This is a genomic window from Caldisalinibacter kiritimatiensis, assembly GCF_000387765.1.
GTDB lineage: Bacteria > Bacillota > Clostridia > Tissierellales > Caldisalinibacteraceae > Caldisalinibacter > Caldisalinibacter kiritimatiensis.
On the sequence record NZ_ARZA01000020.1, the window covers coordinates 1 to 26721 of the forward strand.

Sequence of the window (26721 nt, forward strand, 5' to 3'; positions counted from 1 at the left end):
TTAGGCTATTCGCTGTTCGCCTTTCGCTTTTCGATAATAATTTTACAAATATTCTCTCTGATTTTAAAACTTATATTCAACTTAATTACAATCTATACAGTAAATATACTTTCTTAAATAACAAAAAACCCTAACCAAGTCGGCTAGGATTTTTTGTTAATATCCAGTCGATATTTGAGTTTTACCTAATCCTGTACTATAGTGGAAATCTAATAATGCCATGTTATATGCATGAATTTGCTTAGCTAAATTATTTTTAGCATCCATTAACTGTAGTCTAGCCTGTGAAACCTCTGTTGATGTACTTTGCCCAAGTTCAAAGCTTATTTCAGCTAATTCTAAAGCTCTCTGTGCTTTTTCTACAGTTTTTTCATATGTTTTTATCTGTTTTTCTGCTGTTATTAACTGTAAGTATGCACTTCTAACTCCCATTTCAACGCCATTTTTAGCCATATCTAAGCTCTTAGCTGCCTGTTCAACTAATATTTCTTGTTCCCTATATTTGTATGTAATTTCAGGATATCTAGCCTTTGTTGCTTCTAATGTTAATTGGGCTAATTCATAGTTTTCTTTTGCTACCTTTAAAGAACCATTATTTTCTAAAGCTTCTTTAATTGATTTTTCTAAATTTATTTCCTCATGTTCCTTGTACTCGATTTCATCGGTAAGAACAACTTTTTGGTCTAAAGGAAGTCCTAATGTATTGTTAAAGCTCATTTTCTGCATTTCATATCCCATCTCAGCTGCATCATATCCTGATTGTGCTTGAGATACTGCTAATTCCATTTCTAATAGCTGTTGACTTGATATAGTACCAACCTCATACATGGTTTTACCCTTTTCATACTGGTCTTGTGCTAATTCTAAACTCTCTTTAGCTATTTCCATTTGTTCTTCTGCTAATAATAAGTCATAATATGCTTTTTCAACATTATATTTGATTTCGTTCTCTTTTATTTGCTTATTCCATTTTGCTATATTTAAACTTAAATCTAAAGAACGCTCTGTTGCTCCAAGTTCTAAAAGTTTTTGTTGTACTAACTCATCTGCTGGGGTAGGTAAAGAATCAATTAAATCCTTGTTCCTATTATAATTTTTAACAATTCTAATATTATTTTCATAAGATACTTCTGCCTTTTTTATATTTAAATCTTGTATGGTCAAATCCTTATTATGCTCTAATGCATAGTTAATAGCATCCTTTAAAGAAAGTTCAATGACTTCAATTAACTCTTCTGTATTTTCTATAATTAGCTCATTTTCTTGCTGATTATTATCTACTGCATAGCTTGAAGCTACTAAAGATAAAAACATTGTACATATAAGTAAAAAAGTAAAAATTCTTTTCATTAATAATACCTCCTTATTCATCGACTGACTGGTCGGTATAGTATTATATTATATCATAACCCTTATGAAGTCAATGAATAATTGCATACTTAATTATATTGTAATAATATAAAAATTCTTCTTCGTTACTGTTAGTTAATAGTTGAAAAGAATATGTTGTTTAAACCTAAATGTCCTTTAGGTATTTTTGTTGTGCTCATATTCAGCTATTTTATGCTATTGTTAGGGCATATAATAAAATTGTCTACAAATAGGAAAAAGGCAGGCATTCTAAAGAATACCCACCCCAACTATTGACAAAGAGCCTAAAAAGAGCTGAGGAAAACCTCAGCTCTTTTTGCTTTTACATTACTGATATAATACATCTACTGATGCTTCAACAGTACCATCGCTTACTTTCATAACTTTGATTGTATATTCTGTATTAGTAGTTAAACCACTTGGTACTGAAATTGATGTTGCATCTGTGAAAGTTGAAATTGTAGCAGCTACAGTTCCATCTTTCTCAGCAAATACGATTATATAATCAGATTCAGTTAATCCATCAGCTAGGTCTACTTTAAATGTAGATGTTGAATCAATTACATAATTAGTTTCTATTACAGTTGTGTCATTTCCTCCACCAGTTGTTGGAGCTAAATCTGTTCTAATTACATACTCAACGAATCTTGTTGTATCATTATTTACAAAATATACACTAACCTTATCATTAACTTCTAAGTCTCTTAATGATAACTCAGCATAATTGTCAGTAGCATCGTAGATAACTGCATTTTCTACTAACTCGTATACAGAACCACTAACAGTTATTTCATCATCAGCAGTATCAATGTCTGTAACTAATGCAGGAGTAGTACCAGTTTCAATAACAGCTGCTGAAATTTCTTCTGATTCGTTACCAACTGTAACTGTAACAACCTTATCCTCTAAGTCATCCATATCTGAGATACCAGTTATACCTGAAGCTTTAAGCGTACCATCTGTTAAGTATTCATATTCTTCGCCATTTACTTCGATAGTAACTTCCCATGTATCTCCTGTATTTAATTCTCTTACATTTGTTACTAATCCAGTATAGTCAGTAGTATCACTATCTACATCTGTATCTGTAACTACCATTACTGCAACTCTGCCATTACTTCCTGGATAAATTTCAGCACCGCCATCTAAAACTTTGCTGAATTCATCTTCAGCTTCTAACCAAGTCATAACTGTCCAGTCTGCTACTGCATCGTCGTTATCTTCATCCCAGAATACAACAGCATCATCTTGTAATCTATAACCCTCAGCATAAGTTGCATCTATTTCTAGGTCTTCACCTGATAATGTAGTTGATGAACCTACTAATGCAACTTCAGTAATATCTCCATCTTCATCAACAGTTACTTCAACAACTGCTCCTGTTACTATATCAGTTGTCCAAGTAGTTACTCCATTAGTGCCATCTCCATCATATTCATCAGCAAATGTTTCAGTTAAATCATACTTAACAACATCGCCTTCTTCATTTAGAATATCAAATGTATACTTAGTAGTTCCTCTATCAGGATAAGGAGATGTAGTGCTCTCAACTACTGCATAGAATGAAGTTGTATCAGATTCACCTTGATCTCCTTCAACTAATACTATGTCTCCAGCAAAGTCAAAGTAAACTGTTACGTTTTCATCTTCATCCATCATTGCATCAAGAACGTTTTTATCCGCTTTACCTAATGTTGTACCATCTAGATATTTCATATCATAGTTTGTAAGTGCATAATCATATACTTCGCCTTCAAACTTAACAGCATTGTCATATACTCTTGTTATTTCTCCATTTTCACTTTCATTGTAAACTACGATATAACCTTCGTCTTTGTTGTAGAATAAGATGTCTCCTTCTTCAATGTCTTCTGCAACTATTTCAGTACCATCTTTAACTATTACATAATCTTCGCTGTCTAATTCATCACTGTTATAGCTGTAGATAATTCCATCTTCAACTTCTTCTACTACGAAAGTATCATCAAAAGTAAATCCTTGAGCCCAAATTACTTCATCTTCGTCATTAAGAACTACTTTAGCGTAATCAGCATTAAAGTTTTCTGCTTTAACTTCTTCTCCATCCAAAATTAAAGTAGCATCTTCAACTACAGCATAATCTTCATCAGCAGATACAAGTGTAATTTCATCTTCTGCCCCTGTAACTGCATCAAACATAGGTTCATCATTGATTTCACAAACTACTACTTCGTCACCATCAACCCATACAGTTAATTCTAATCCATAAGCTTTTTCAAATTCAAATCCTTCTGGTACTTCAAAATCACCTTCATCTTCTAATGTGATTTCTAAATCAGAAGTATTGATGTCAACTACTCTTGCAGTAAGTTTGTCATATCCTAATTCCCCTAATAAAGTTTTGCCCTCTTCTACTTTATAAGTTTTATCTTCACCAAATCCATCTTGTACCATCATGTCTACTGTTAATGCATTATCTAACATTTGGAATACAGTAGCTCTTGTAGTTGGTACTCCAGCAGTTCCTTCTGCTTTGATATCTAAGTCTAAGTCGTCAGCTACTACTAAGTAACCTACTGGATATCCACCTTTTTCTACAGCTTCTTGATTGTACCCTAAGGCTCTTACTACAATCGTTAAAGCTTGTTCATAAGTAATTTCATCTTCTGGACCGAAGTTTCCATCTCCATAACCATTTACTAGCCCTATTGTGCTAGCAACGTTAATGTAACCTGAAGCCCAGTGTCCTGCAGGAACATCTGCAAAGTTTGTAGCTCCAGTAGTAAATTTAGCAATGTCTTCCTTGCCTAATACTCTAACCACCATTGTTGCAAATTCTGCTCTTGTAATTGTATCATCTGGTCTGATACCACGTGAATCACCTTCTACTAGGCCAAGCTCCATTAATCTTCTAATTGCAGCTTCATTTTCATGTCCTGATACATCGTCTTGAGCTGCAAATGCGAAACTGAAGCTTCCTAGTACTAAAGTAAGTACAAGTACTAGTGATAAAATCTTTCTCATTGTCAAAGTCCTCCTCCTTTAATTTTTGTTTTTTTATAATTTTTTAGGAGTTGAAATATGTAGTCAGACTGTAACCCCCAAACCAGTCTAACAATTATTTCTAGAAGCAGGATTAATGAAAATTCCTGCATTCTATACCTAATTATAGCATCGTCTCACTTGTGAGTCAATGAGACAAGTCAGTTTGTAATGAAACTGTAATATTAGTTGGGTAACCCCTTTAACTACACTATTAATTATATACTAATTTTGTAATAAATACTATTACAGTTGTGTTACAGTTTGATTTCATGTTGTTGACACAACATAGCTATTGGCTACTAGCTATTAGCTTTTAGCTTTTAAAAACTTTTCAATTGCTTCTTAGTTTGTTAATGAATTTATGTAACATTTTAGTAACTTCAGTATTAAGTTGCTCTAGCTTATTGTAATCTTTTATTGATATATAACCTAAGTCTTTACTTAAAATCAATAAATAACTTACTTCTAAAACAGAACCTCTAGCAATAGCAAGATATCTAGCATAATTACTATCAGTTAATTGACCACTTCCTTCTGCTATATTAGTTAGTATAGACGATGCTGCTCTTCGTAATTGTGAAGTTAATGCAAATCTTTCTTCATGTGGAAACTTACTAGTAGTCTTGTATATAGCTAGAGTTAGTTTATGTGCACCTTGCCACACTTTTAGATTTTTATAGTCAGCCAATTTATCACCCACAATTTATAAAAATTTTATACTATAAAAAGGTATTTCTTTGTTTACTGAAGAAATACCTTTTTATTTCTTAATCTTTATTTTTGCAAATGGCGAAAAGCGAAGAGCGAATGGCCTTCATCTCTATTGTTGTTTTATATGTCTTTGCTAACAGCTAAGAGCTGAGAGCTAATAGCTACTTTTCCTCCACAATTACTTCTCATTAGTGACTAATTTTAAATCAACAGGAATAAATTCATCAACTTCTTCTCCGTTTATAACCTTATCTGCTGCTTCTATTCCTAATGAACCTATCTTATCAGGTTGTTGTGCAACTGTAGCACCCATTTCTCCATCCTTTACTGCTTTAACAGCATCATCTGTTGCATCAAAACCTACAACCATAATATCTCTACCTGTCCCTTTAATCGCTTGTAATGCTCCTAAAGCCATTTCATCATTATGAGCAAATACAGCATCTATTTCAGGTTGAGCTTGTAATATATTTTCCATTACTGTTAGTCCCTTAGTTCTATCAAAATCAGCTGGTTGTCTTGCTACTATTTCAAGGTCACTGTTATTAACAGCTTCATTGAATCCTTTTCCTCTGTCTCTAGCAGCAGAAGTTCCTGGTATACCTTCTAGCTCAACAACTTTACCTTTACCACCAAGTTGTTCTATAATATATTCTCCTGCCATTTTACCTCCTGCTACGTTGTCAGAAGCGATATGAGTTACAACTTCTCCACCATTTGAACCTCTGTCTAGTGTAATAACAGGTATATTAGCTTTATTTGCAGCTTTTACTGCATTTACCACTGCGTCTGAGTCAGTTGGATTGATTAATATTACTGAAACCTTTTTCACTATTAAATCCTCTACATTAGAAATTTCCTTTGATGGGTCGTTTTGCGAGTCTAAAACTATTAAATCGTATCCTAACTCTTCTGCCTTTGCTTCAGCTCCATCCTTTAAAGATACAAAGAATGGATTATTTAGCGTTGAAATTACTAGACCTATCTTAGCCTTACCTTCTTCATTTGAAGATTCGTTTTGTTGACTTGAACATCCTGTAAACGCTCCAATAAGTAATACTCCAATAAGTAATATCGACAATAACTTTTTCATTATTAAAACCTCCCCTTTATTTTTTACAGTTCTATATTTTTTCTTGAGGAATCAACTCCCTCAAGGATGTAACTAATTATTTCTGTTTTCTATCAAGTAATACAGCCATAAGTATTACTGCTCCTTTTACCATCATTTGATAATAAGACGATACATTCATAAGGTTTAAAGCATTGTTTAATACTCCTATGATAAGTGCACCTATTATTGTTCCTAGTACACTTCCAACACCACCTGTTAAGCTTGTCCCGCCTAAAACTACCGCTGCAATAGCGTCAAGTTCATATCCTGTACCAGCTGTAGGCTGAGCTGATGAAAGTCTTGAAGTCATGATAATACCGGCAATTGCTGCAAATAAACCACTTATAGCGTATACATATACTTTTACCCTATCAGTATTGATACCTGATAATTTTGAAGATTCTTCGTTGCCACCTATAGCATATACGTATCTACCTAATCTAGTATGCTTTAAGATGTAATATGATATAGCAAATACAATTATCATTATATATATAGGTACAGGTATGCCAAGGAAATACCCTGCTCCTATATTTGAGAATATTTCTGCTGCTTTGTCATACCCGATAGATATAGGCCTTCCATCGGTAAATACTAGTGCTGCTCCCCTTACTATTGTCATAAATGCAAGGGTTGCTATAAAGGGTTGAATCTTTCCTTTACTTATTATAGTTCCACTTAATGCTCCGATAGCCATTCCCACAATTAGAGCAATAAGTATGGCTATAATCACATTTACTCCTGAAGCTATTAAACTGGCACATATAGCTCCGGAGAAAGCTAATACAGAACCTACAGAAAGGTCTATACCTCCTGTTAATATTACAAAGGTCATACCTGCTGCTATTATTGAATTAATAGATGTTTGTCTCAATACGTTCAAAATATTTGATAATGTTAAAAATCTAGGATTTAATATTGAGATAATTATTGAAAATCCTACAAGTCCAATTACAGATTTGTATTTATTAAGGAATTCTTTATTCATATGTTAAGCCCCCTTTATACCTACTGCATGTTTCATAATAGTCTCTTGCGATGCATTATCTATATCTAATTCTCCTGTTATCTCACCATCATGCATTACTAATATCCTATCACTCATGCCTAATATCTCTTGTATTTCAGAGGAAATCATAATAATACTCATTCCCTCTTTTTTAAATTTATTTATGATATCATATATTTCTTTTTTTGCTCCTACGTCTACTCCCCTTGTAGGTTCATCAAGAATCAATACTTTAGGACTAGTCATAAGAGATTTAGCTATGGCTACTTTTTGTTGATTCCCTCCACTTAGGTTTTTAATTTTCTGCTCTATACTTGGTGTTTTTATTGATATCTTATCTACATATCCTTCAACTTCTTTTTTTTCTTTATTTCTATCTATTTTTCCTAAAAAACCAGTTAATTGTTTTAATGAAGAAATACTCATATTTTCAGCTACTGAAAGTCCTAATATAAGCCCTTCAGATTTTCTATCCTCTGATACATATGCTATTCCCTCTTTTAACGCATCTTTTGGAGAGTTTATATTTATTTCTTTACCTTCTAAATATATTTCTCCTGATTCTTTTTTCAATGCCCCAAATATAGTCTTGGCAAGCTCTGTTCTTCCTGCTCCCATAAGTCCTGATATACCTAATATTTCTCCTCTTCTTAAGGTAAAGTTTATATTTTTTACATAATCATTTGAAAGTTCCTTTACCTTTAATACTACATCACCTTTTTCTACATCAACTCTTGGGAACTGTTCTGTTAGCTTTCTACCTACCATCATCTCTATAATCTTATCTTCATTTAATTCATTTATTGAGTTTTCTCCAATAAATTCTCCATCCCTTAGAACAGTTACGTCGTCACATATTTCAAATATTTCATTTAATCTATGGGATATATATATAATACTTCTACCTTCATTTTTCAACTCGTTAATTACTTTAAATAAACTTTCTGTTTCTTTATCTGTTAATGCATCAGTAGGTTCATCCATAATTATTATCTTTGCATTTAGAGATAAAGCTTTTGCTATCTCAACCATTTGTTGTTGTCCTATACTTAGCTCTGAAACAGGTTTTCTAGGATCTTCATCGACTCCTAATCTATTCAAAAGCTCCTTTGAATCTTTGTATAACTTGTCCCAATCTATTTTTCTAAAAGAAGTTAAAGGCTCTCTACCTAAGAATATATTTTCTCCTATTGTAAGTTCAGGAATAAGATTTAGCTCCTGATGAATTATAGAAATTCCCTTTTCTTGAGATTCTTTAGGTGTTTTAAATTCTACCTCTTTTCCTTCATAGATAATTTTTCCTACGTCTTTTTTATATACACCACTTAATATCTTCATTAATGTAGATTTACCTGCTCCGTTTTCTCCTAATAAAGCCATTACATTACCTTTATAAACTCTAAGATTTACATTGTCTAAAGCCTTTACTCCTGGGAATTCTTTAGTAATGTTTTTCATTTCTAAAACAATATCTTTCATTAAATATACCCCCTAAAAAACAACACCTGACTTTAGGATTATATTTGCATAAGGTGTATGTTCTCCTGTTCTTACAATACACTTAGATTCCTTAGTTACTGTTTTAAACTCCTCGTGGTCTACCTCTACCACTTTTATTTGCATATTATCCTTTTCTTCTATTCTTCTAAGAACTTTCATTACTTCATCATACATATGAGGACTTACCTCTTTCATTTCCTTCACTATAATCACTTCCTCAATTTTCAATTCCTCAAGTACTACATTTAATGTATCTAAAAAGGAAGGTATGCCTTTAGTCAAAGCTAAATCTATTCTCTCTGTTTCTTCTGGAATTGGAAGTCCACTGTCACATATAGTCAGCATATCAGTATGTCCCATTTTGGATATTACGTGAGATATTCGTGAGTTTAATAATATTCCTTTTTTCATCTTTATTCCCCCTTAAAATCTAGTACGTCTTTTAAATAAGGTAGAGAACTTTGAGCTCCTTCTTTAGTCACTGTAAGAGCTCCTACTTTCATTGCAAACTCAATTGCTTTGTCTATACTTTCTTTCTTTGATAATTGAACAGAAACGGCTGCTGTAAAGCTATCTCCTGCAGCTGTTGTATCAACAACTTGGACTTTATGGGCCTTATATTTTTTTACTATATCTTTGTTTATATAAAGACATCCTTTTCCACCCATTGTAACTATAAGTTCCTTTACACCTTTTTTTATTAATTTTCTTGATGCATTAAGTATATCTTCTTCTTGTTTTATTTCGATGCCACTTAATATTTCTAATTCTGTTTCATTTGGTATCAATAAATCTACATTTTCTATGATTTCATCATCTAAATTTTGTGCTGGTGCTGGATTTAATATTGTATATTTCCCTAAAGTTTTAGCTTTTTTAAGAGAATATTTTACTACATCTATCGGTATCTCTAATTGTAGCAATACTATTTTAGAACCCTCTATAGCTTCGGTTGCTTTATCAATATCTTCTTTTGTAACTTTGAAGTTAGCTCCTGGTATAACTACAATAGAGTTATCTCCCTCATCATTTACTGTAATAAGTGCTACACCTGTAGAAGTATTTTCTTCCCTTTTTATGTATTTAGTATCTATACCGTCGCTATTCATTGAATCCATAAGGTTTTTTCCAAAGCCATCATCCCCTACTTTGCCTATCATGCTAACTTTGGCTCCTAGTCTTGCAGCTGCTACAGCTTGGTTTGCACCTTTTCCTCCTGGTATCTGTTTAAGTTCTTTACCTATTAAAGTTTCACCCACTTTAGGCATATTTTTGACAGTAGCAACTAAGTCCATATTTAAGCTACCTATAACTGTAATATCACTCATGTATCTCACCACCCATTCCTATTTTAGGTTAACGTTTTCTATAGTTGAATTTCTTTTTATTAACTCAGTAGATAAAACTAAATCCTCTACTTTATCCTTTTTATTATCTATAATGTCTATAAGCATTTCTACTGCTTTATATCCCATTTCATAGTTTGGCTGTTTTACTGATGTAAGTTGTGGCTCAACTAAATTTGCTATGTATATATCATCAAACCCAACTACTCCTACCTCTTTAGGAACTACTATATTATTTTCTTTTAATGCCTTAATTGCTCCAATAGCTATTAAGTCATTTCCACAAAATATACCATCAAATTCAATTCCTTTACTTAATAATGTGTTAACAGCTTTATATCCCCACTCACTTTTATAGTCACCTTCTAAAATACATTCTTCTTTAAAATCTATTTCATAGGATTTTAGTGCTTTTTTATAGCCATCTAATCTACAAATAGAAGTATTACTTGATAAGGGCCCTGATATAAATGCTATTTTTTTGTAGCCACATTCTAGTAAATGTATTACACCTTCATATGCTCCTTGAAAATTATCAACTATAATTTTTCCTTTAACACCTACGAAATCTATATCTCTATCTACTAGAATTATTGGTATTGATTTTTTGCTTAATATATCAAACCCTGAAGTACGTTTTGAAGATGCTGTAAAAATGATACCATCTACCATTTTTTCAGCTAGCATCGATATGTATTTTTCTTCTTTGGATACGTCATCATCTGTGTTGCAAAATATTATATTGTATCCTTCTTCGTTAGCCTTATCTTCCGCTCCCCTTGCTAACTCAGGGAAAAAAGGGTTTCTTATATCAGGAATAACTAATCCAATGGTTTTGGTTTTTTTAGTGACTAAACTTCTAGCTATAGTGTTAGGTACATAATTATATTCCTTCATTATCTTCAACACTTTGTCTCTAGTAGCTTGACTTATATCCTGGTCCTTATTATTTATTATTTTTGATACAGTAGTCATCGAAACCCCTGCATGTTTAGCAATATCCTTAATAGTTACCTTCATATGTTTTCCTCCTAGTTACTAAAGCGTTTTACTGAAACGCTTTAGTAAAACGTTTACCTAAATTATAGCATTGAATTTTCAGAATTTCAATATATTTTTTGTGATTTTTAAAAAAAAGCTAGTAAAGCCCCATTTTGGGCCATTATCTATCAGCTGTTAGCTTAAATAATTTAGGAACAAAGTCTACTTCGTCGATTTGTCAGTTAGTAGTTCGTTGTTAGTAGTTAGTAGTTAGTAGTTTTAAAATTATATTTTATCCACAATTTTAATCTATTTATAATTTCCTACTTAATAAAATAAAAGGTATTTCTCCATTTACTGAAGAAATACCTTTTTATTTCAAATCTTTATTTATTTTTTGCCAATGGCGAACAGCCTTTATCTCTATTTTACTCTATATGTCTTTGCTAACAGCTAAGAGCTAAGAGCCAGTAGCTAACTATTCCCTTTCGCCGCCTTAACAAAATCTCTAAACAATGGATGACTACGAGTTGGTCTAGATTTGAATTCTGGATGAAATTGTGATGCAACAAACCAAGGATGCTCTTTAAGCTCTACAATCTCTACTAATCTTTCATCTGGTGATATACCACTTACTACTAAACCTTTTTCTATTAATCTATCTCTGAATTCGTTATTAAATTCGTATCTATGTCTATGTCTTTCATATATCAATTCTTCATCATATGCTTCTTTAGCTTTAGTACCTTCTGCTATTTTACAAGGATATAGTCCTAGTCTCATAGTTCCACCCATTTCTTCTATATCCATTTGTTCTGGCATAAGGTCTATTACTGGGTATTCTGTTTTAGGGTCAAGCTCTGAACTATGTGCTCCTTCTAGTCCTAATACATTTTTAGCAAACTCTACTACTGCTAACTGCATACCTAAACATATTCCTAGGAAAGGTATCTTATTCTCTCTTGCGTATTTTATAGCACATATTTTTCCTTCTATACCTCTGTCACCAAAACCTCCTGGAACAAGTATACCATCTGCTTCTTTTAATAATTCCTCACAGTTACTTTCATTTAATTTCTCTGAATGTACCCAATCTATATCTATATCTACTTCATTAGCTATGCCTGCATGTCTTAATGCTTCAGCTACAGATATATATGCATCCTTTAATTCTACATATTTACCTACAAGAGCTATTTTTACTTTACCCTTTGGATTTTTAAGCTTATCTACTATTTCCTTCCACTCTGTAAGGTCTGGGTCATTACACTTAAGCTTAAGGTGATTCATTACCTTTTGTGGAAGTCCTTCATCTTCAAGAAGTAATGGAACTTCGTAAAGTGTGTCTGCATCTAAGTTTTGAACTACATCAGAATAGTCTAAATCACAGAAAAGAGCTATTTTTTCCTTAAGTTCCTTATTTAATGGATGCTCTGCTCTACAAACTACTAAATCTGGTTGTATACCAATACTTCTAAGCTCTTTTACACTATGCTGAGTAGGTTTAGTTTTTAATTCTCCAGCCTTTGTAAGATAAGGTACTAATGTAACATGGAGATACATAACATTTTCTTTACCTACATCATATTTTATCTGTCTAATAGCTTCTAAGAATGGTAAACTTTCTATATCCCCTACTGTTCCACCTATTTCTGTTATTACTACGTCTACTTCTTTTTCTTTTGCTACTCTAAACACTCTATCCTTTATTTCGTTAGTAATATGTGGTATAACCTGTACTGTACCACCTAAGTATGCACCTTTTCTTTCCTTATTAATAACAGACCAGTAAATCTTACCTGTAGTTACATTACTGTTTTTACTTAAGTTGATATCAATAAATCTCTCATAGTGACCTAAATCAAGGTCTGTTTCTGCTCCATCGTCTGTTACGAAAACCTCTCCGTGTTGATATGGACTCATAGTTCCCGGGTCAACATTTATATATGGGTCAAACTTTTGAATAGTTACTTTAAGTCCTCTTGCCTTAAGAAGCTGTCCAAGGGATGCAGCCGTTATCCCTTTACCAAGTGAAGAAACCACACCGCCAGTTATAAAAATATACTTGGTAGGCATAATGAATCAAAACCTCCTTTGAAAATTCAATAAATTATACCGATATTTATTTCCGTAATCATATTAATACATAACTATAGTATTTTATCCTAAGTAATGAAATATGTCAATATTTATAGATATTTGTGGTTTAGGTGTAAATTTGAGGGCTTAAGTTTCTTTTATAAGTAATAAAGGTTATATTAATGTGATATAATTATAGAAAAACAGCTAAAGCCACTTTTTAGTTAGTGGTTAGTTGTTAATAGTTAGTAAATTTTGTTTAGTTCCTAGCTCTAAGCTCTTAGGAGAATATTGGTAACAATTGAGTTCATCGCTGTTAGTAAGCTTAAGTTTAAAGGGGTAGATGTTAGATGAATGAAAAAGATGTACGTTGGAAACAAAGATATGAAAATTTTACAAAAGCGTATAATCAATTAAGTTTAGCTATCGAAGATTTTGATAATCTTAGTGTACTTGAAAAAGAAGGACTTATACAAAGGTTCGAATATACTTTTGAATTAGCTTGGAAAACGTTAAAGGATTATTTAGAAGCTCAAGAAGTTTCAGTAAGCTTTCCAAGAGAGGTTATTAAAGCTGCATTTCATTATGGCTTAATTGAAGATGGTGATGTATGGATGGATATGCTTGAAAAGAGAAATTTAATGGCCAATACTTATAATGAAGAACGTTTCAAACTAGCGGTTACAAATATAAAGGTAAGTTATTACAAAGCTATCTCCCAAGTATATAAGGATTTAGGTGAAAGAATATGAATTTAGGTATATCTGAAAAAAGTTTTGATTTAATCGTTAGCGCATTATCTGAATGGGGTGAAATTGAAAGTGCAGCTGTTTTTGGTAGTCGTGCTATGGGGAATTATAAAAGGGGTTCAGATATTGATTTAGTAATTTATGGTTCAGAAATAAAACCTGAAATAGTAAATGAGTTAAGTGTTATGTTAAATGAAAAGCTGCCAATCCCATATTATGTTGATGTAGTTCATTATGAATCATTGAAGCATGAAGGGTTAAAAAGACATATAGATACATATGGAAAAATATTTTATATAAGTAAATAAGTTGAGGGACGAGGGCGTCCCTCAACAACGAAGCTACTAACCACTAACCACTTGCTACTAACTTTATTCTCCAGTAAGCACTTCTATTGCTTTTTCTAATTGCTTATCTACATTTTCTGGTTTTGTATACTTTTGTGCTGATTTAAGTAAAGCATCCTGTGTTGTAAAATCTAATATACCATAACTATATAGTTCATTATCTATTTGGAATTTCTTTATAGCGTTAAAGGTAACTTTATCTAAAACTCCATCTGGTTTGTTAATATTATATCCTAATATGCTAAGTATCTTTTCTGCAGCTAAAACATCAAGTCCAACTGCATTTAAATCAGGCTTTCTATTTTTATTAAGATATGAAATTAAGTCTGGTTGTAGTTTAGGTTCAGCTTCTGTATTTTCAACAACTATATCAGGCTCAATACCTACTCCATTAACTTTATTGTTATTTGGAGTAAAGTACTCTGCTATAGTTATTTTTATACCTCCACCATTTAATAAGTTGTATATCGCTTGAACATTTCCTTTTCCATAAGTTGTAGTTCCTATTATTGTACCTACTTCAGTATCCTTAATAGCACCAGCAAATATTTCTGAAGCACTAGCACTTCCTTCATTTACCAATACAGCAAGTTCATATTTAGGGTCTTTTAAAGTAGATTTATGGGTTTCAACAGTATCGTCATAATTTTTAATATGTACTATTGGACCCTCTGGTACAAACAATCTTAATACTTCTACTACTTCATCTAAAAATCCTCCTGGATTGTTTCTCAAGTCAATTATTATTTTTTCTATATTCTCATTATCGAATTTATTAAGGGCTTCTGTTATATTTTCAAATGTATTACTATTAAATCGTGTTATTTTTATATATCCAATATTATTGTCTAGTATTTCATAGCTTATAGGGTTTACATTAATTATCTCCCTAACTATATCAAAGTATAATACTTCTTCAACACCTTCTCTGATAATACCTATTTTAACTTCAGTACCTGGTTCTCCCCTCATTAAATTTACTGCCTCATTTATTGTAGCTCCTGTAACATCTTTATCGTCTACAGACACTATTTTGTCTCCAGATTTTATACCAGCCCTAAATCCTGGTGTCCCTTCTATAGGTGTAATAACAGTAATGTATCCATTTTTATTTGTTATATGTATACCTATACCACCAAAATCTCCAGATACTTCTTCCTTTAAATTATTAAATTCTTCAGGATTATAATATTCACTATAATCATCTAACTTTGAAAATATACCATCCATTGCTCCTTCTATAAGCTCTTCTTCAGTTACATCATCAACATATATAGTTTCTACAAACTCAATTATTTTCCCTAAATATTCAAAATCTTGTTGTAGCCTAGTACTTTCTCCTTCTTCTGTACCTTCTGCAAAAGCAAAGCTTATAGGCATAGTTAAAATTAAAGACAATATAATTATAGACGATACTAGATTTTTTATTTTATTTGTCATTTTGCCATCTCCTTTCTGTATATATACATTCTACATATAAAGTAAATATCCTTTTAGTAAACTTTATTTAGCTCTTAAGTTTTAGGTTTTGAGAAAATATATAACTTGAACATGAGATGTACAGTAAATATACTTTCTTGAAAAGTCTATTAATTAGTTGTTAGTAGCTTTATGTCTAGCTTTTATGTTATAAAAAAATAGCGGCGAATAATTCGCCGCTATTTGATACGTTAGATTCTATAATAAATCTAATGTTTCTAACATTCTGTAAATCATTACTGCTGCATGAGCTCTAGTTGCATTAGCCTTTGGTGCAAATGTTGTTTCAGTCATACCTTTGATTATTCCATTGTTATAAGCAATTGCAACTGCTTCAAGAGCTTCTTCTGATATTTCATCTTTATCTTCAAATGTTAATTCTGTACCTACTGCTTTATCAGGTGCTTTATATTCTAGAGCTGCTGTAACCATTGTAGCCATTTCTTCCCTAGTTATTGCTTCATTAGGTCTAAATTCTGTCTTCTCTGTAGAAATTAACCCAGCATCAACTGCTGCTTCTATATAACCTGTAAACCACGCTTCGTTAGTATCAGTAAATGTTTCTGAGTAAGGTTTTTCTTCTAGTCCTAACGTACATACAAGAACCTTTACAAATTCCGCTCTGGTCATGTTTCTTTCAGGTGCATAATTAATACCGTCTACTCCATCAATTATGCCTCTAGCAGCTGCAACTTTTACTTCATGCTCAGCCCAATGATTAACCATGTCATCGAATGTTCTAGTTGATGCCATCACTGTATATTTACTGAAGTGATTAAGCTCAGCTATTACTTTATTGTTTTCTTTATCTACTTTACCTCCTACGTATTCCCATTGATTAGTTTCTTCATTAAATGTATAAACTCCTAATAATTCTTCATCAATATCTTCTAATTTGTCTTCGTCATACTTGAATTCAACTTTCACTGGCTTATTAAATTCTTCACTTTCTGAATCAAACTCATAAATGTCTGTAATTCTTACTATATTACTAGTTTTCTTTGGCTCAATATCTTCATTATCTTCTAGTAAAGTTACAGTTATGTCTACATTTTCATCAAATGTTTCAGCTTCAAATTTTAATTGTACATCATTGTCAGAACTACTTATTTCTCCACCTTTTGTCGTTATTGTGTCTTCAACTACATTTTCATCTGTTTCTCTTGAACTCCTTGAGCTTGATTTACTTGAACTTGAGCCCGAACTACTACTTGATTTTTCTTTCCTTACAACATTATATTCTTTTACAGTTTTGTTTCCAGCAGCATCTTGAGCTTCTATAACTATTTCATTATTTCCAAACTCAAGATCTATATTATAATTGTCTATTACAAACTCAGCTGGTGGTAAATCTTCAAAATATGACCAGTCTTGTTGGATGTTTGCTAATACATTTCCATTAACTTTAACTAATAAGTCAGGAAGGTTATCTGTAATATTAGCTGATATGTTTATACTTTCCACATTTTTATTTACTACTGAGCTTGGTTTATTAGTAATGCTTATAACTGGAGCTGTTGTGTCTACAAATATCTTACGCTCAAAATTTATTTCATTATCTGCTAAATCGATGCCAGTTACATCTATTATATTCATTCCATCTTCTAATACTAGTGTTGTTTCAAATTCAAAATTACCAGTTTCATTATTATATACAGTATCTACTATCTGATCATTAATTCTTAACTCTTTTATACCAGTACTCTCTACAACATAACCCTTTACTAATATTTCATTTACATTATATGTTCCAAAAGCTTCTGGACTTTCTAACATTATATATGGAATTGTATCATCATTAACATTAAAAACTAATTGTTCATTGTGTACCGTTTCATTTCCAGCATAGTCAGCTACAATTACAGTAAATACATGTGGAGAATTATCATTGGCTAAATCAAATACTCCATTATCTGATGTAGCAAAAATTTCACCATTCTCCATTAAGTAATATTCTCTTATAGTGGAACCTGTATCTGTAGCAGTTACAGTAATAGTATTATTTTCCTCTGAATAATCTACACTTTCAATAACTGGAGCTACAGTATCTACAATAACAGGGAATTTTAAAGTTTGCCAGTCTGCATTTTCATAATCAACTTTAGTTCTTACCTCATAGATATACTCTCCATCTGGTACTACTTCGTTGTTAACTTTACCGTCCCATTCGTATTCAGGTTTCCAGTTGTAGAATGTTCCGCTACCACCATCATAATAATTCTTTCTTACATATTCTTCATAATATAAATCTCTTATCTTATTTCCATCTGCATCTAAAATGTTTACGTCTACTTCTCTAGCATTTCTCAAGAATGACAATACTGCATTTGCACTGTCAAACCAACCATCATTATTTGGTGAAAATGCTATCTTAGAATCATCAAACTCTTCATTAGGCTTCTGACCAAGGAAATATCCTTCTCCATCAACCATACATGTAATTCCATAGAAAGAAATTTTATCACTATATACTGATTCATCTATTACAGGAACTTCGTCCCATTCTCCATAGAATCCTATATATGGGATGCTAAGTTCAGGTGTTTCATCATTTACATCAACTAATCTTACAAATCCTTCTATGAATGTCCCATTAGGGAAAATCTCTTCTAATGGTGCATTATAGAACCAATCAGCAGTATCTGTTAAATCTATAGTTACATCAAAGTCTACAGTTTCACCTGCTGGTACTTCTACTAAGTTATATACATTGTCTATAACTGTCCCATCTAATTCAAATGTAATTGGGAATTCTCCAGACCAGAAACCATTTGGTCCATCTGGTGCTATAGTGTCAGCTTTATATACACCTTGAGTCTCAAGTTGATTTACACCATCAATTACTAAATCAGTTTGTACTGTACCATAAACTGCATAAGTAACTGTTTGATTACTAAAGTTATCTACAGTAAGTGTAAATGTTGTATAATCATCTATTTCTTCTAAGTTTACTTTACTTAAACCAGTATCTTTATCTACTACTACAGCAGGAGTAGTAGTTGCAGCATAAAGATTCATCACACCAGCACCATGTCTTCTTGGCGATGTAAAGTTATAGTTTCCTAAACCAAAGTAATCATTATATAATCCCTTATCTGGTAATGGATTAGCTGTACTCATAAGAATATTTTTTGCCATTTCAACTTTATCTCTACCACTTAAGTGCGGGAATTTATCTTGTACCATTTGCAGTGCCAATGCTGCTCCACCAGATACATGAGGAGCTGCCATTGAAGTACCACTCATGATACCATATTTATTATTATTAAGGGTTGAATAAATATTACCTCCTGGAGCAGTAATCTCTGGTTTGAAATCTAAGTTAGGAGTTGTTCCCCAAGAAGTAAATTCAGACATTTTACCTGAATTAGGATTTAATACTGTAGTTTGTTCTCCATTAAATTCAATAAAGTTATTTCCGGTGTCAACTAAATCCAATAAAGCTGATCCATCTGAATGTCCTATAAACACTGCAGGAATTAATCCATCTTCAGGATACATCATATTAATAAGTGATTCTCCACCTGTTTCGTGATTAAATACTATAACCCCTATTGCACCATGATTCTGAGCATTCATTATTTTATCAACAAATGCAAAGGAACCACGTTTAATTAAAGCAATTTTACCTTCTAGATCTACTCCTTCAAAATCATCCTGTGGTTTTAAACCTTCATCTTCATAATTTTCAGGTATTCCACCTAAACCACAGTATACATATTCTACTGGTCCACTAAATACTTCAACTGGGTCATAAGAACCTGCTGCTATATATCCAACTAGGTGTGATTCATCATTTTCATCAATATACTCAAAAGCTTCTGCTTTAATATGAGTATTCTCAACAGATGCAACTTGTAAAGACTCAGGTGTAAGCCCTGGTGAACCAACAACACCTATATCTGGATTTTGAGCTAGTGGATTATCCCAACCATCTCCTATATGGTTTGAATTACCTGCTGAAATTGACACAAATACACCATTTTCCACTGCTCTAGTCACAGCCTGTTGTTCTGGGTCATCAGGCATAACAAATGCAGAGGTTGAACCTAAGCTCATATTAATAACGTCTGCACCTAATGCTACTGAATCATCAATAGCTCTTATAATAATATCTCCAAAAGTAGATGGCATACCTGGGTCATTACCAAATACTTTCATAGCAAGTAATTGTGCTTCAGGAGCAACACCTTTTATTCCACCATTATCAGGATCTCCATTTGCCCCAACTGTTCCTGCTACGTGCATACCATGCATTGATGCATCTGGTCCAATGTCTAGTATTTCTTGATTGTTATCCATATAGTTATAACCATATGGAACTTTTTCTGTAAACCATTTACCTGGTAAGCTATTTGATACTATTAATGCATCTACAATAGTCCTATCTAATCTAGCTTTATTTCGGTTAGATAATACCATATCTTTATGAGATGGGTCTATACCTGTATCTAAAACCGCTACTACCATACCTTCCCCATCATAGCCTAACTCTGACCATGTTTCTCTAGCTTTCACTATATCTAAGCTAGTATTCATATCTGGTTCAGGTCTTTGATATTCATTTGCAATATATACTCTATTTACACTAGGTAATTTTTCTATTCTTTTAGCATCACCAAAAGTTGTTGTTCCACTAAAACCATTAAATACATTTACAAAACTATTATGATAAACAATATCTATATTGCTGTTAGAAATATTTTCTTTAACTGTTCTTTGAATAGTTAATAATTCATCAGCTACTTGCTCTCTAGTTGTTGAACTTAATTCACTTACCTTTACTCCTCTATCTGTTGCATATTTTATGATTGGATCTTCATTTAATTCTACGATAATTCTTACTTCTTCTTCGTCTTCCAAGTTTTCAGCTCTTGGGTCTTGTTCTAACTTATTGCCTTCAATTACGTCTGGTGTCTTAAATGTCTTAGTTCCTGGTAAAATTTTGTTTGGAGCTGCAAAAACGCTACTAAATGTTCCTAATACTAAAAGCAGCGTAAGAAAAATAGATAGAAATCTTTTACCTTTCAACTTTAATTCATCCCCCTTTTATAAGTTTTTACTAATTAAAAATATTTTTAAATAAGTTCACCTCCTTTACACAATATTAGGACTAATTGACTATCTTTTAGTACTTCTACAGGAAAATATTACATTCCTTTAATTTTTCTGAATTTTCGTTCGACTTTATTCGACCTATAGACTAAGTTTTGTCCCATAGAATATAGATATTTGTTTTATAAAAAAATATGCCTATCAACCAGGCATATTTTTTATCATATTATCTAATTTATTTTGAGGTTTTCTTAAAGAAACTGGAATCTGATACTATTGTAAAATTAAGTTCACCATCTTCTAGATATTTCTTATCTATCTCTATGGTTATAGTCTTATAGGTTATCACTTGTAATGTCATCATACCGGACTTTGGTTTATTTATTTTTAAATGTATATTATATTTTTCATCTGAAACCTTACTAATCTTACTAATGTCCATAGTATATCCTGATGTAGGGAACTCTTTTGTTATTTTTACTATAACTTTATCCTGTTTTTCTTCCACATTAACAGATTCTTTTTTAACACTATATGATTTATCATTGCTAACTACTTTAAATGGTATTGAACCACTGTTCATATCTAACTCTCCCTTTACTCTTTGTAAAATAATAATTGATTCAACTTGACTTACTGATTTATTAGGACGGAAGGTATTATCTAAATATCCTTTAATAATTCCTAGTTTATTTGCTTTTAGAATGTATGAAATATATTCATTAGATAGTCCTTCTAAATCTTTATATGGAGCATCTAATTGTTCATTTGTTAATTGAGTATACTTTTCTAACGCTTTCATAATAATTTTTACTGCGTCCTTTCTAAGTAATGTCTCTTTGGAAGCAAATTCTTCTTCAATAATTAAATTTTCCTTTAAAAATGTAATATAGTTTATATCTTGCGAGTCATTTTCTTTAAGTGATGAATCATATTCCTTAATTAAGTTAAATAATGCTAGAGTAAAATTTCCTTTTGTAATTTCTTTATCAGGGTCAAAATTTCCATTATCTTGATTAAGTAAATGATTTAAATAGTTGCTTACAAAAGTTTCATCTACTAAGTCCTTAGCCCAATGGTTATCTAGACCATCGTTTATATCGGCAAATGAAACGCTGGTAACAAGGATTAGAGTAATCAATGTAATCAAAAATACTTTTTTTGCCATAAAATTACCTCCTTTTACCATTATTATATCATTAGTATAAAAAAGTAATATTTCTTTTTTATTACAAATGGATTTCAGTTCTTGGTTCTTAACTCTTAGTTTAAGCAAAAAAATAGCGGCGAATAATTCGCCGCTATTTAGATTAGGTCTATAATAAGTTTAATGTTTCTAGCAGTCTGTAAATCATTACTGCTGCATGAGCTCTTGTTGCATTAGCCTTTGGTGCAAATATTGTTTCACTTACTCCATTTACTATGCCTTTATTATATGCTATACCTACTGCTTCTTTAGCCCAATCTGCTACTTGTTCATTGTCTTCAAATGCAGTTTCAATTAATGTATAATCTCCTTCTGGTGCTACGTGTTTTAATGCCCTTACTATCATTGTTGCCATTGCTTCCCTTGTTATTTCTCCATTTGGATTGAATTTACCTTCATATCCTGTTACTATTCCTAGGCTTGCTGCTGTGTTCACTGGTTCTGTATACCATAGTCCCTCTTCTACATCTGTAAATGTTACTACATTTTCACCTGCTTTTAAGTTTAGTGCCTTCACTATTAATTTGGCAAATGCTGCCCTTGATATATTATCATTTGGTGCATAGTTTATGTTGTCTACTCCATCTATTACATGTCTTGATGCTAGTACCTCTATTGCATCTTTAGCCCAAGGGATATCTATGTCTGCAAAGGTCTTATTATATTCCATTGCAGTATATTTACTGAAGTGGTCTACTGTAAATATTATTTTTCCTTCTGCATCTGCTTTACCACCTACGTATTCCCATTTTTCAGTTTCTTCATTGTAGTAGTAAACACCTAATTTTCTCTTATCTGTAACCTTTGATTTGTCATAATTAATTGTTACTGTTACTGGCTTTTTAAACTCTACTTTAGTTTCTTCGTCATCTTTTACAAAGTTAAGTTCTAAATCTAATATATCTGAAGCGTGATTATATTCTTCTGACTCTACCTTAGAAACAAGCTCTTCTGCTTCAGTTTCATTAATTTTGCCTACTTTAAGGTTAACCTTTGCTCCTTCTTCAATATCAAATGAGTCTGGGTCTATTTCTACAACCGCTTCACCTATATTTATGGCAAGTTTTTTACCACTTTCATTAACTTTAGAAATCAACTCACTATCCATAGATACTGTTACTTCATTTGCATCTTCTTCTACATTTGCATTAATTTCTACTTTATCACTGTCTTCATCTTCTATTTGGTCTTCTACCTTATCAGTATCTACTTCTAATGATACAATTATATTTCCATCCTCATCTTCAGTTACAGTAGCTTTACCTTGGTCTGTTTCTGTTATGTCTTTATCGTTATCGTCATCGTCTGTTCTACGGATGTTTGTTCTATCCTCGTAAGCTGCAAGTATTACTGTACCTCCATCTTTCATTGAAGGTAATGTAAAGGTTAGAGTATTATCTTCATTTACTTTGTATTTCAAGTTACTGTATTCATCTATTAACTTACTTCCTTGAGTGAATGGTGCTTTAACTGTTATTTCTTTAGCTTCATCAGTTACATTTAATGCAACTAATACACTTTCTCCATTATATGTTCTTTCAAATACAAGATATCCTTCACTGTCTCCACCATCTAGCTTAGTACGACTACCTTTAGATATGATTTTAGAGTATTTCTTTCTAGCATTTACTATCTTCTTATAATGCTCAAAGACTTCGTTATTCTGTACTTTATCCCAAGCCATATCATATCTATTGTCGTAGTCTGGCCACTGTGCAGTTCCAGAAAGACCTAGTTCTTCACCATAATATATAACTGGCTGTCCTTTAGCTGTCATTTGTAGTGATGAAGCTATCTTCAATTTGTCTAAATTGTGGTCTATTCTTTCTAAGAAGCCCTGTTCATCATGACTTCCTAAGAAATGACCAAAGGTTTGAGTATTGTCCATAAGCTGATTTCTCTCTTCAAGATAATTTTCAACATCGTCTATTTGCCCATTTACAAAGTTTACTGCACTGTATTTAAAATGGAAATCTAATAGGGAATCCATTTTACCCTTACCTAAATCCCCCATAGTCTCCGTTGGTCCTGCACCATAGGTTTCACCAATCAATTTAAAATCTGGTTTAACCTTTGCAAGTGCATTTTTAAATGCCATCCATGTAGTATCATCAACGTGTTTTACAGTATCTACACGGAAATAGTCTATAGTATTACCCTTTTCTGTCTTACCATATTTATCTACCCATGCCACTTGCCAGCTGATGATTTTATTTCTTACTTCAGGGTCTTCAGTTTTAAAGTCAGGAAGTCCCGCTAACTCTCCTTTTATGTCGTCTCCATTTACAGGCTCAGTACGGAACATTCCTTTAAATCTTTCTCTATCCTCATCAGTTGGGAAGAAAGGTATTCCCTTTCCTATACCTGGGTCATCTTCTTTGAGCCCATATCCAGCATGGTTTATTACTACGTCTACCATTATTTTTATGCCTCGTTTATGAGCTTCATCTATAAGATTATGGAAGTCCTCTATGTCTCCAAAATGAGGATTTAATTTCTCAAAGTTACTTGCCCAATAGCCATGATATGCATAATATGAGTCTACATCTGGGTTTAAGAAATTAGTATCAAATTTAATATTTTCAACTATTGGTGTAATCCATATAGTGTTTATACCTAATTCTTCTAAATAATCTAATTTCTCAGTAATTCCTTTAAAATCTCCTCCGTGATAAGTTCCTGGCTTACTTGTATCATACCCTATTCCAAATGGGTCGTTATTTGATGTATCTCCATCGTTAAACCTATCTGTCATTAAGAAATAAATTCTAGCTTCATCCCAATCAAAGTCGTGCTTTCCTGTATACACTCTGGTTTTTACTTCTACTTTTGCTTCGCCTAAATGCTCTTTTCCGTATTCATCAATCGCTTTAATTGGTATAGTCTTCAATCCTGCTGTTACTGTATCTTTTACTGATATAGATATTTCTTTTAATTCTGGATCAATAAATACTTCTTTATCTTTACCTAGTTCACTTAAGTCTGCATATATTTCTTTAGGTTTAACTAGTTTTCCATCATCTGTTATCTTAAGTGAAAGTATAGCATTTTGATTGTAATCAATGGCACTTGGTTCAACTTTAGCTTCTATATCAAGCTCTAGTACTTCATATACTATCGTAGATTTACCTTCATCATTGATATTTTTAGGATCAGATATTTCTATGGTTTCTCCATCCTTTGTAACTAAGAATGTGTATTCATGTACCCCTTCACTGATATTTTCAAGGGTATATTTAAATAGTTCATCTTCAGCTATATATTCCATTTCATACTCTACACCATCTATTTTAACCTTTACTTCTTCTATTGTATCCATCTCATCCTTCATATAGAGGTCTTCATCTCTATAGAAGAATGTCACATTTCCATCCTTCACTTCAGGTCCTTCAATATATGGAACTATATGAATTTCCTTAACCATGCTTGTTACTGTTACCTTTGTTAATATTTGGTCTGGATGGAGTTGTATATATCTATCATCTGGAATATCCTGTTTAGCAGTACTCCAATCTGTACCCTTTCTTACTATGAAACCTATTTGTGTAACTCCAGGTGCCACCTTAATATTTGCTATTGCCCCTTCATCTGTTATTTCTTCAAAGTCTACTTGGTCTACATCCTCTGTTCCTGTTCCCCATATCCATAGGTTCCAATCTGTATAATCATTATCAGGTCTTACATATTTTAATCTTACTATTCTCTGTACATATTCTTTAACTGTAATTTCCTTTGTAGCTGTTATATCACCTGATTGTGCTGTTATTGTAACCTTTCCAGGAGTTATTCCAGTTACTTTTCCTGTAGAATCAACAGTTGCTATAGATTGATTAGAAGAAATCCATGTTATTTCTGGATTTACTATTTTTTGACCATATTGGTCATATACATCGGCCTTTAGTTGAATAGACATAGTAGCAAATACTGAATCTTCACCTTTTAAATCTATTTCAGTTGGTATTAATTCTCCTACATTCACAGTTAACTGAGCACTAATATCTCCAACTGATGCAGTAATAACTGCAGTTCCTTCTGAAACTCCTGTAATTTTACCATTGCTTACAGCTGCAACACTTTCATCTGATGATGTCCATTCAATATTTTCAGAAGTTATAGGATTACCTCGCTGGTCTTTTACAACAGCCTTAACTGTTCTTGATTCTCCAACTTCAATTCCTATTACATCTGCATCTAATTCTATCGTAGTAACTTCAGGAGTATATTCATCCTCTTGGTCATACAATACCATCATTGAAACAGCTGGAACATTTACTGTGTTATCTTTTATAGTTGTTATTGTTTCTGTACCTGCTTTTGTATCATCAACTACCACATTCCATGTATTTGAGTCATCTGGTAAAGTAAATTCTATTGCTTCCTTATTAGGATTGTAAATTACGACAATATTTCTCCAAGTATCACCATTTGCATAGTTCTTTAACTTAAATGCTACTACATTTTCTTCATGTTTTAATATCTCAATATTAGCTAAAATATCTTCTTTACTTGTCATTCTAAAGGCTGGATGTTCTTTTCTTAACTTAAGTAATCCCTTATAATAGTCAAATACTGGCTTGAATCTATCCTTTAGCTCCCAGCGTAATTTATTTATTTCATCTGGACTCTTATAACTGTTATGGTCACCATATTTACTTCTTAAGAACTCATCTCCCCCTTGGAAGAATGGAATTTAGCTCGTTGCAGAACTCTACAACTCGCATAAATACTGCATTTTATTTATTTAAATGG

General features: G+C 32.2%; 16 protein-coding genes. 2 read left to right on the forward strand and 14 right to left on the reverse strand.

What is annotated here, in order from left to right; genetic code table 11:
- Positions 1 to 156 precede the first annotated feature (156 nt).
- The 10 genes from L21TH_RS00630 to L21TH_RS00675 form a co-directional block, all read right to left on the reverse strand.
- Positions 157 to 1350 (reverse strand): TolC family protein, encoded by a 1194-nt coding sequence (locus tag L21TH_RS00630; RefSeq protein WP_006306219.1) that lies wholly within the window; start codon positions 1348 to 1350, stop codon positions 157 to 159.
- Positions 1351 to 1698: 348 nt separating this feature from the next.
- The gene (locus L21TH_RS00635) at positions 1699 to 4374 is read right to left on the reverse strand and encodes an S-layer homology domain-containing protein (RefSeq protein ID WP_006306225.1); all 2676 of its coding nucleotides are present in this window, start codon (positions 4372 to 4374) and stop codon (positions 1699 to 1701) included.
- Positions 4375 to 4726: 352 nt separating this feature from the next.
- The gene (locus L21TH_RS00640) at positions 4727 to 5083 is read right to left on the reverse strand and encodes a four helix bundle protein (RefSeq protein WP_006306226.1); all 357 of its coding nucleotides are present in this window, start codon (positions 5081 to 5083) and stop codon (positions 4727 to 4729) included.
- Positions 5084 to 5284: 201 nt separating this feature from the next.
- Positions 5285 to 6199, reverse strand: a complete 915-nt coding sequence (gene rbsB / locus L21TH_RS00645) for a ribose ABC transporter substrate-binding protein RbsB (RefSeq protein WP_006306227.1) — start codon at positions 6197 to 6199, stop codon at positions 5285 to 5287.
- Between the two features lie 76 nt (positions 6200 to 6275).
- Positions 6276 to 7208: a ribose ABC transporter permease gene (gene rbsC, locus L21TH_RS00650; protein ID WP_006306228.1), complete on the reverse strand. Its 933-nt coding sequence runs from the start codon at positions 7206 to 7208 to the stop codon at positions 6276 to 6278.
- A 3-nt stretch (positions 7209 to 7211) separates the two neighbouring features.
- Positions 7212 to 8708 (reverse strand): ribose ABC transporter ATP-binding protein RbsA, encoded by a 1497-nt coding sequence (gene rbsA, locus L21TH_RS00655; RefSeq protein ID WP_006306229.1) that lies wholly within the window; start codon positions 8706 to 8708, stop codon positions 7212 to 7214.
- Positions 8709 to 8720: 12 nt separating this feature from the next.
- On the reverse strand, positions 8721 to 9140 hold the full coding sequence (gene rbsD, locus L21TH_RS00660; protein ID WP_006306230.1) for a D-ribose pyranase: 420 nt from the start codon (positions 9138 to 9140) through the stop codon (positions 8721 to 8723).
- 2 nt (positions 9141 to 9142) lie between these two features.
- Positions 9143 to 10057, reverse strand: a complete 915-nt coding sequence (gene rbsK, locus L21TH_RS00665) for a ribokinase (protein ID WP_006306232.1) — start codon at positions 10055 to 10057, stop codon at positions 9143 to 9145.
- Between the two features lie 18 nt (positions 10058 to 10075).
- Positions 10076 to 11095, reverse strand: coding sequence for a LacI family DNA-binding transcriptional regulator (locus L21TH_RS00670; protein ID WP_006306235.1), 1020 nt, complete (start codon positions 11093 to 11095; stop codon positions 10076 to 10078).
- 435 nt (positions 11096 to 11530) lie between these two features.
- Positions 11531 to 13132 carry a CTP synthase gene (locus L21TH_RS00675; RefSeq protein WP_006306236.1) on the reverse strand — a complete coding sequence of 534 codons (1602 nt, stop codon included), beginning with the start codon at positions 13130 to 13132 and terminating at the stop codon, positions 11531 to 11533.
- 353 nt (positions 13133 to 13485) lie between these two features.
- Between L21TH_RS00675 and L21TH_RS00680 the strand changes: the two genes are divergently transcribed.
- Positions 13486 to 13887, forward strand: coding sequence for a nucleotidyltransferase substrate binding protein (locus L21TH_RS00680; protein ID WP_006306237.1), 402 nt, complete (start codon positions 13486 to 13488; stop codon positions 13885 to 13887).
- Positions 13884 to 14192 carry a nucleotidyltransferase domain-containing protein gene (locus L21TH_RS00685; protein WP_006306238.1) on the forward strand — a complete coding sequence of 103 codons (309 nt, stop codon included), beginning with the start codon at positions 13884 to 13886 and terminating at the stop codon, positions 14190 to 14192. The genes L21TH_RS00680 and L21TH_RS00685 overlap by 4 nt, the downstream gene beginning before the upstream one ends.
- Before the next feature lie 63 nt (positions 14193 to 14255).
- Here L21TH_RS00685 and L21TH_RS00690 read toward each other — a convergent pair whose 3' ends face one another.
- The 4 genes from L21TH_RS00690 to L21TH_RS00705 form a co-directional block, all read right to left on the reverse strand.
- Positions 14256 to 15671 carry a S41 family peptidase gene (locus L21TH_RS00690; RefSeq protein ID WP_006306239.1) on the reverse strand — a complete coding sequence of 472 codons (1416 nt, stop codon included), beginning with the start codon at positions 15669 to 15671 and terminating at the stop codon, positions 14256 to 14258.
- Between the two features lie 237 nt (positions 15672 to 15908).
- Positions 15909 to 20741 carry a S8 family serine peptidase gene (locus L21TH_RS15005; RefSeq protein ID WP_006306240.1) on the reverse strand — a complete coding sequence of 1611 codons (4833 nt, stop codon included), beginning with the start codon at positions 20739 to 20741 and terminating at the stop codon, positions 15909 to 15911.
- Positions 20742 to 21000: 259 nt separating this feature from the next.
- Entirely contained in the window at positions 21001 to 21933 is a 933-nt protein-coding gene (locus tag L21TH_RS00700) for an S-layer homology domain-containing protein (RefSeq protein ID WP_006306241.1), read from the reverse strand.
- Positions 21934 to 22081: 148 nt separating this feature from the next.
- A complete protein-coding gene (locus tag L21TH_RS00705) occupies positions 22082 to 26485 on the reverse strand; it encodes an alpha-amylase family glycosyl hydrolase (RefSeq protein WP_006306242.1) in 4404 nt (1467 codons plus the stop codon).
- Between the last annotated feature and the right edge of the window lie 236 nt (positions 26486 to 26721).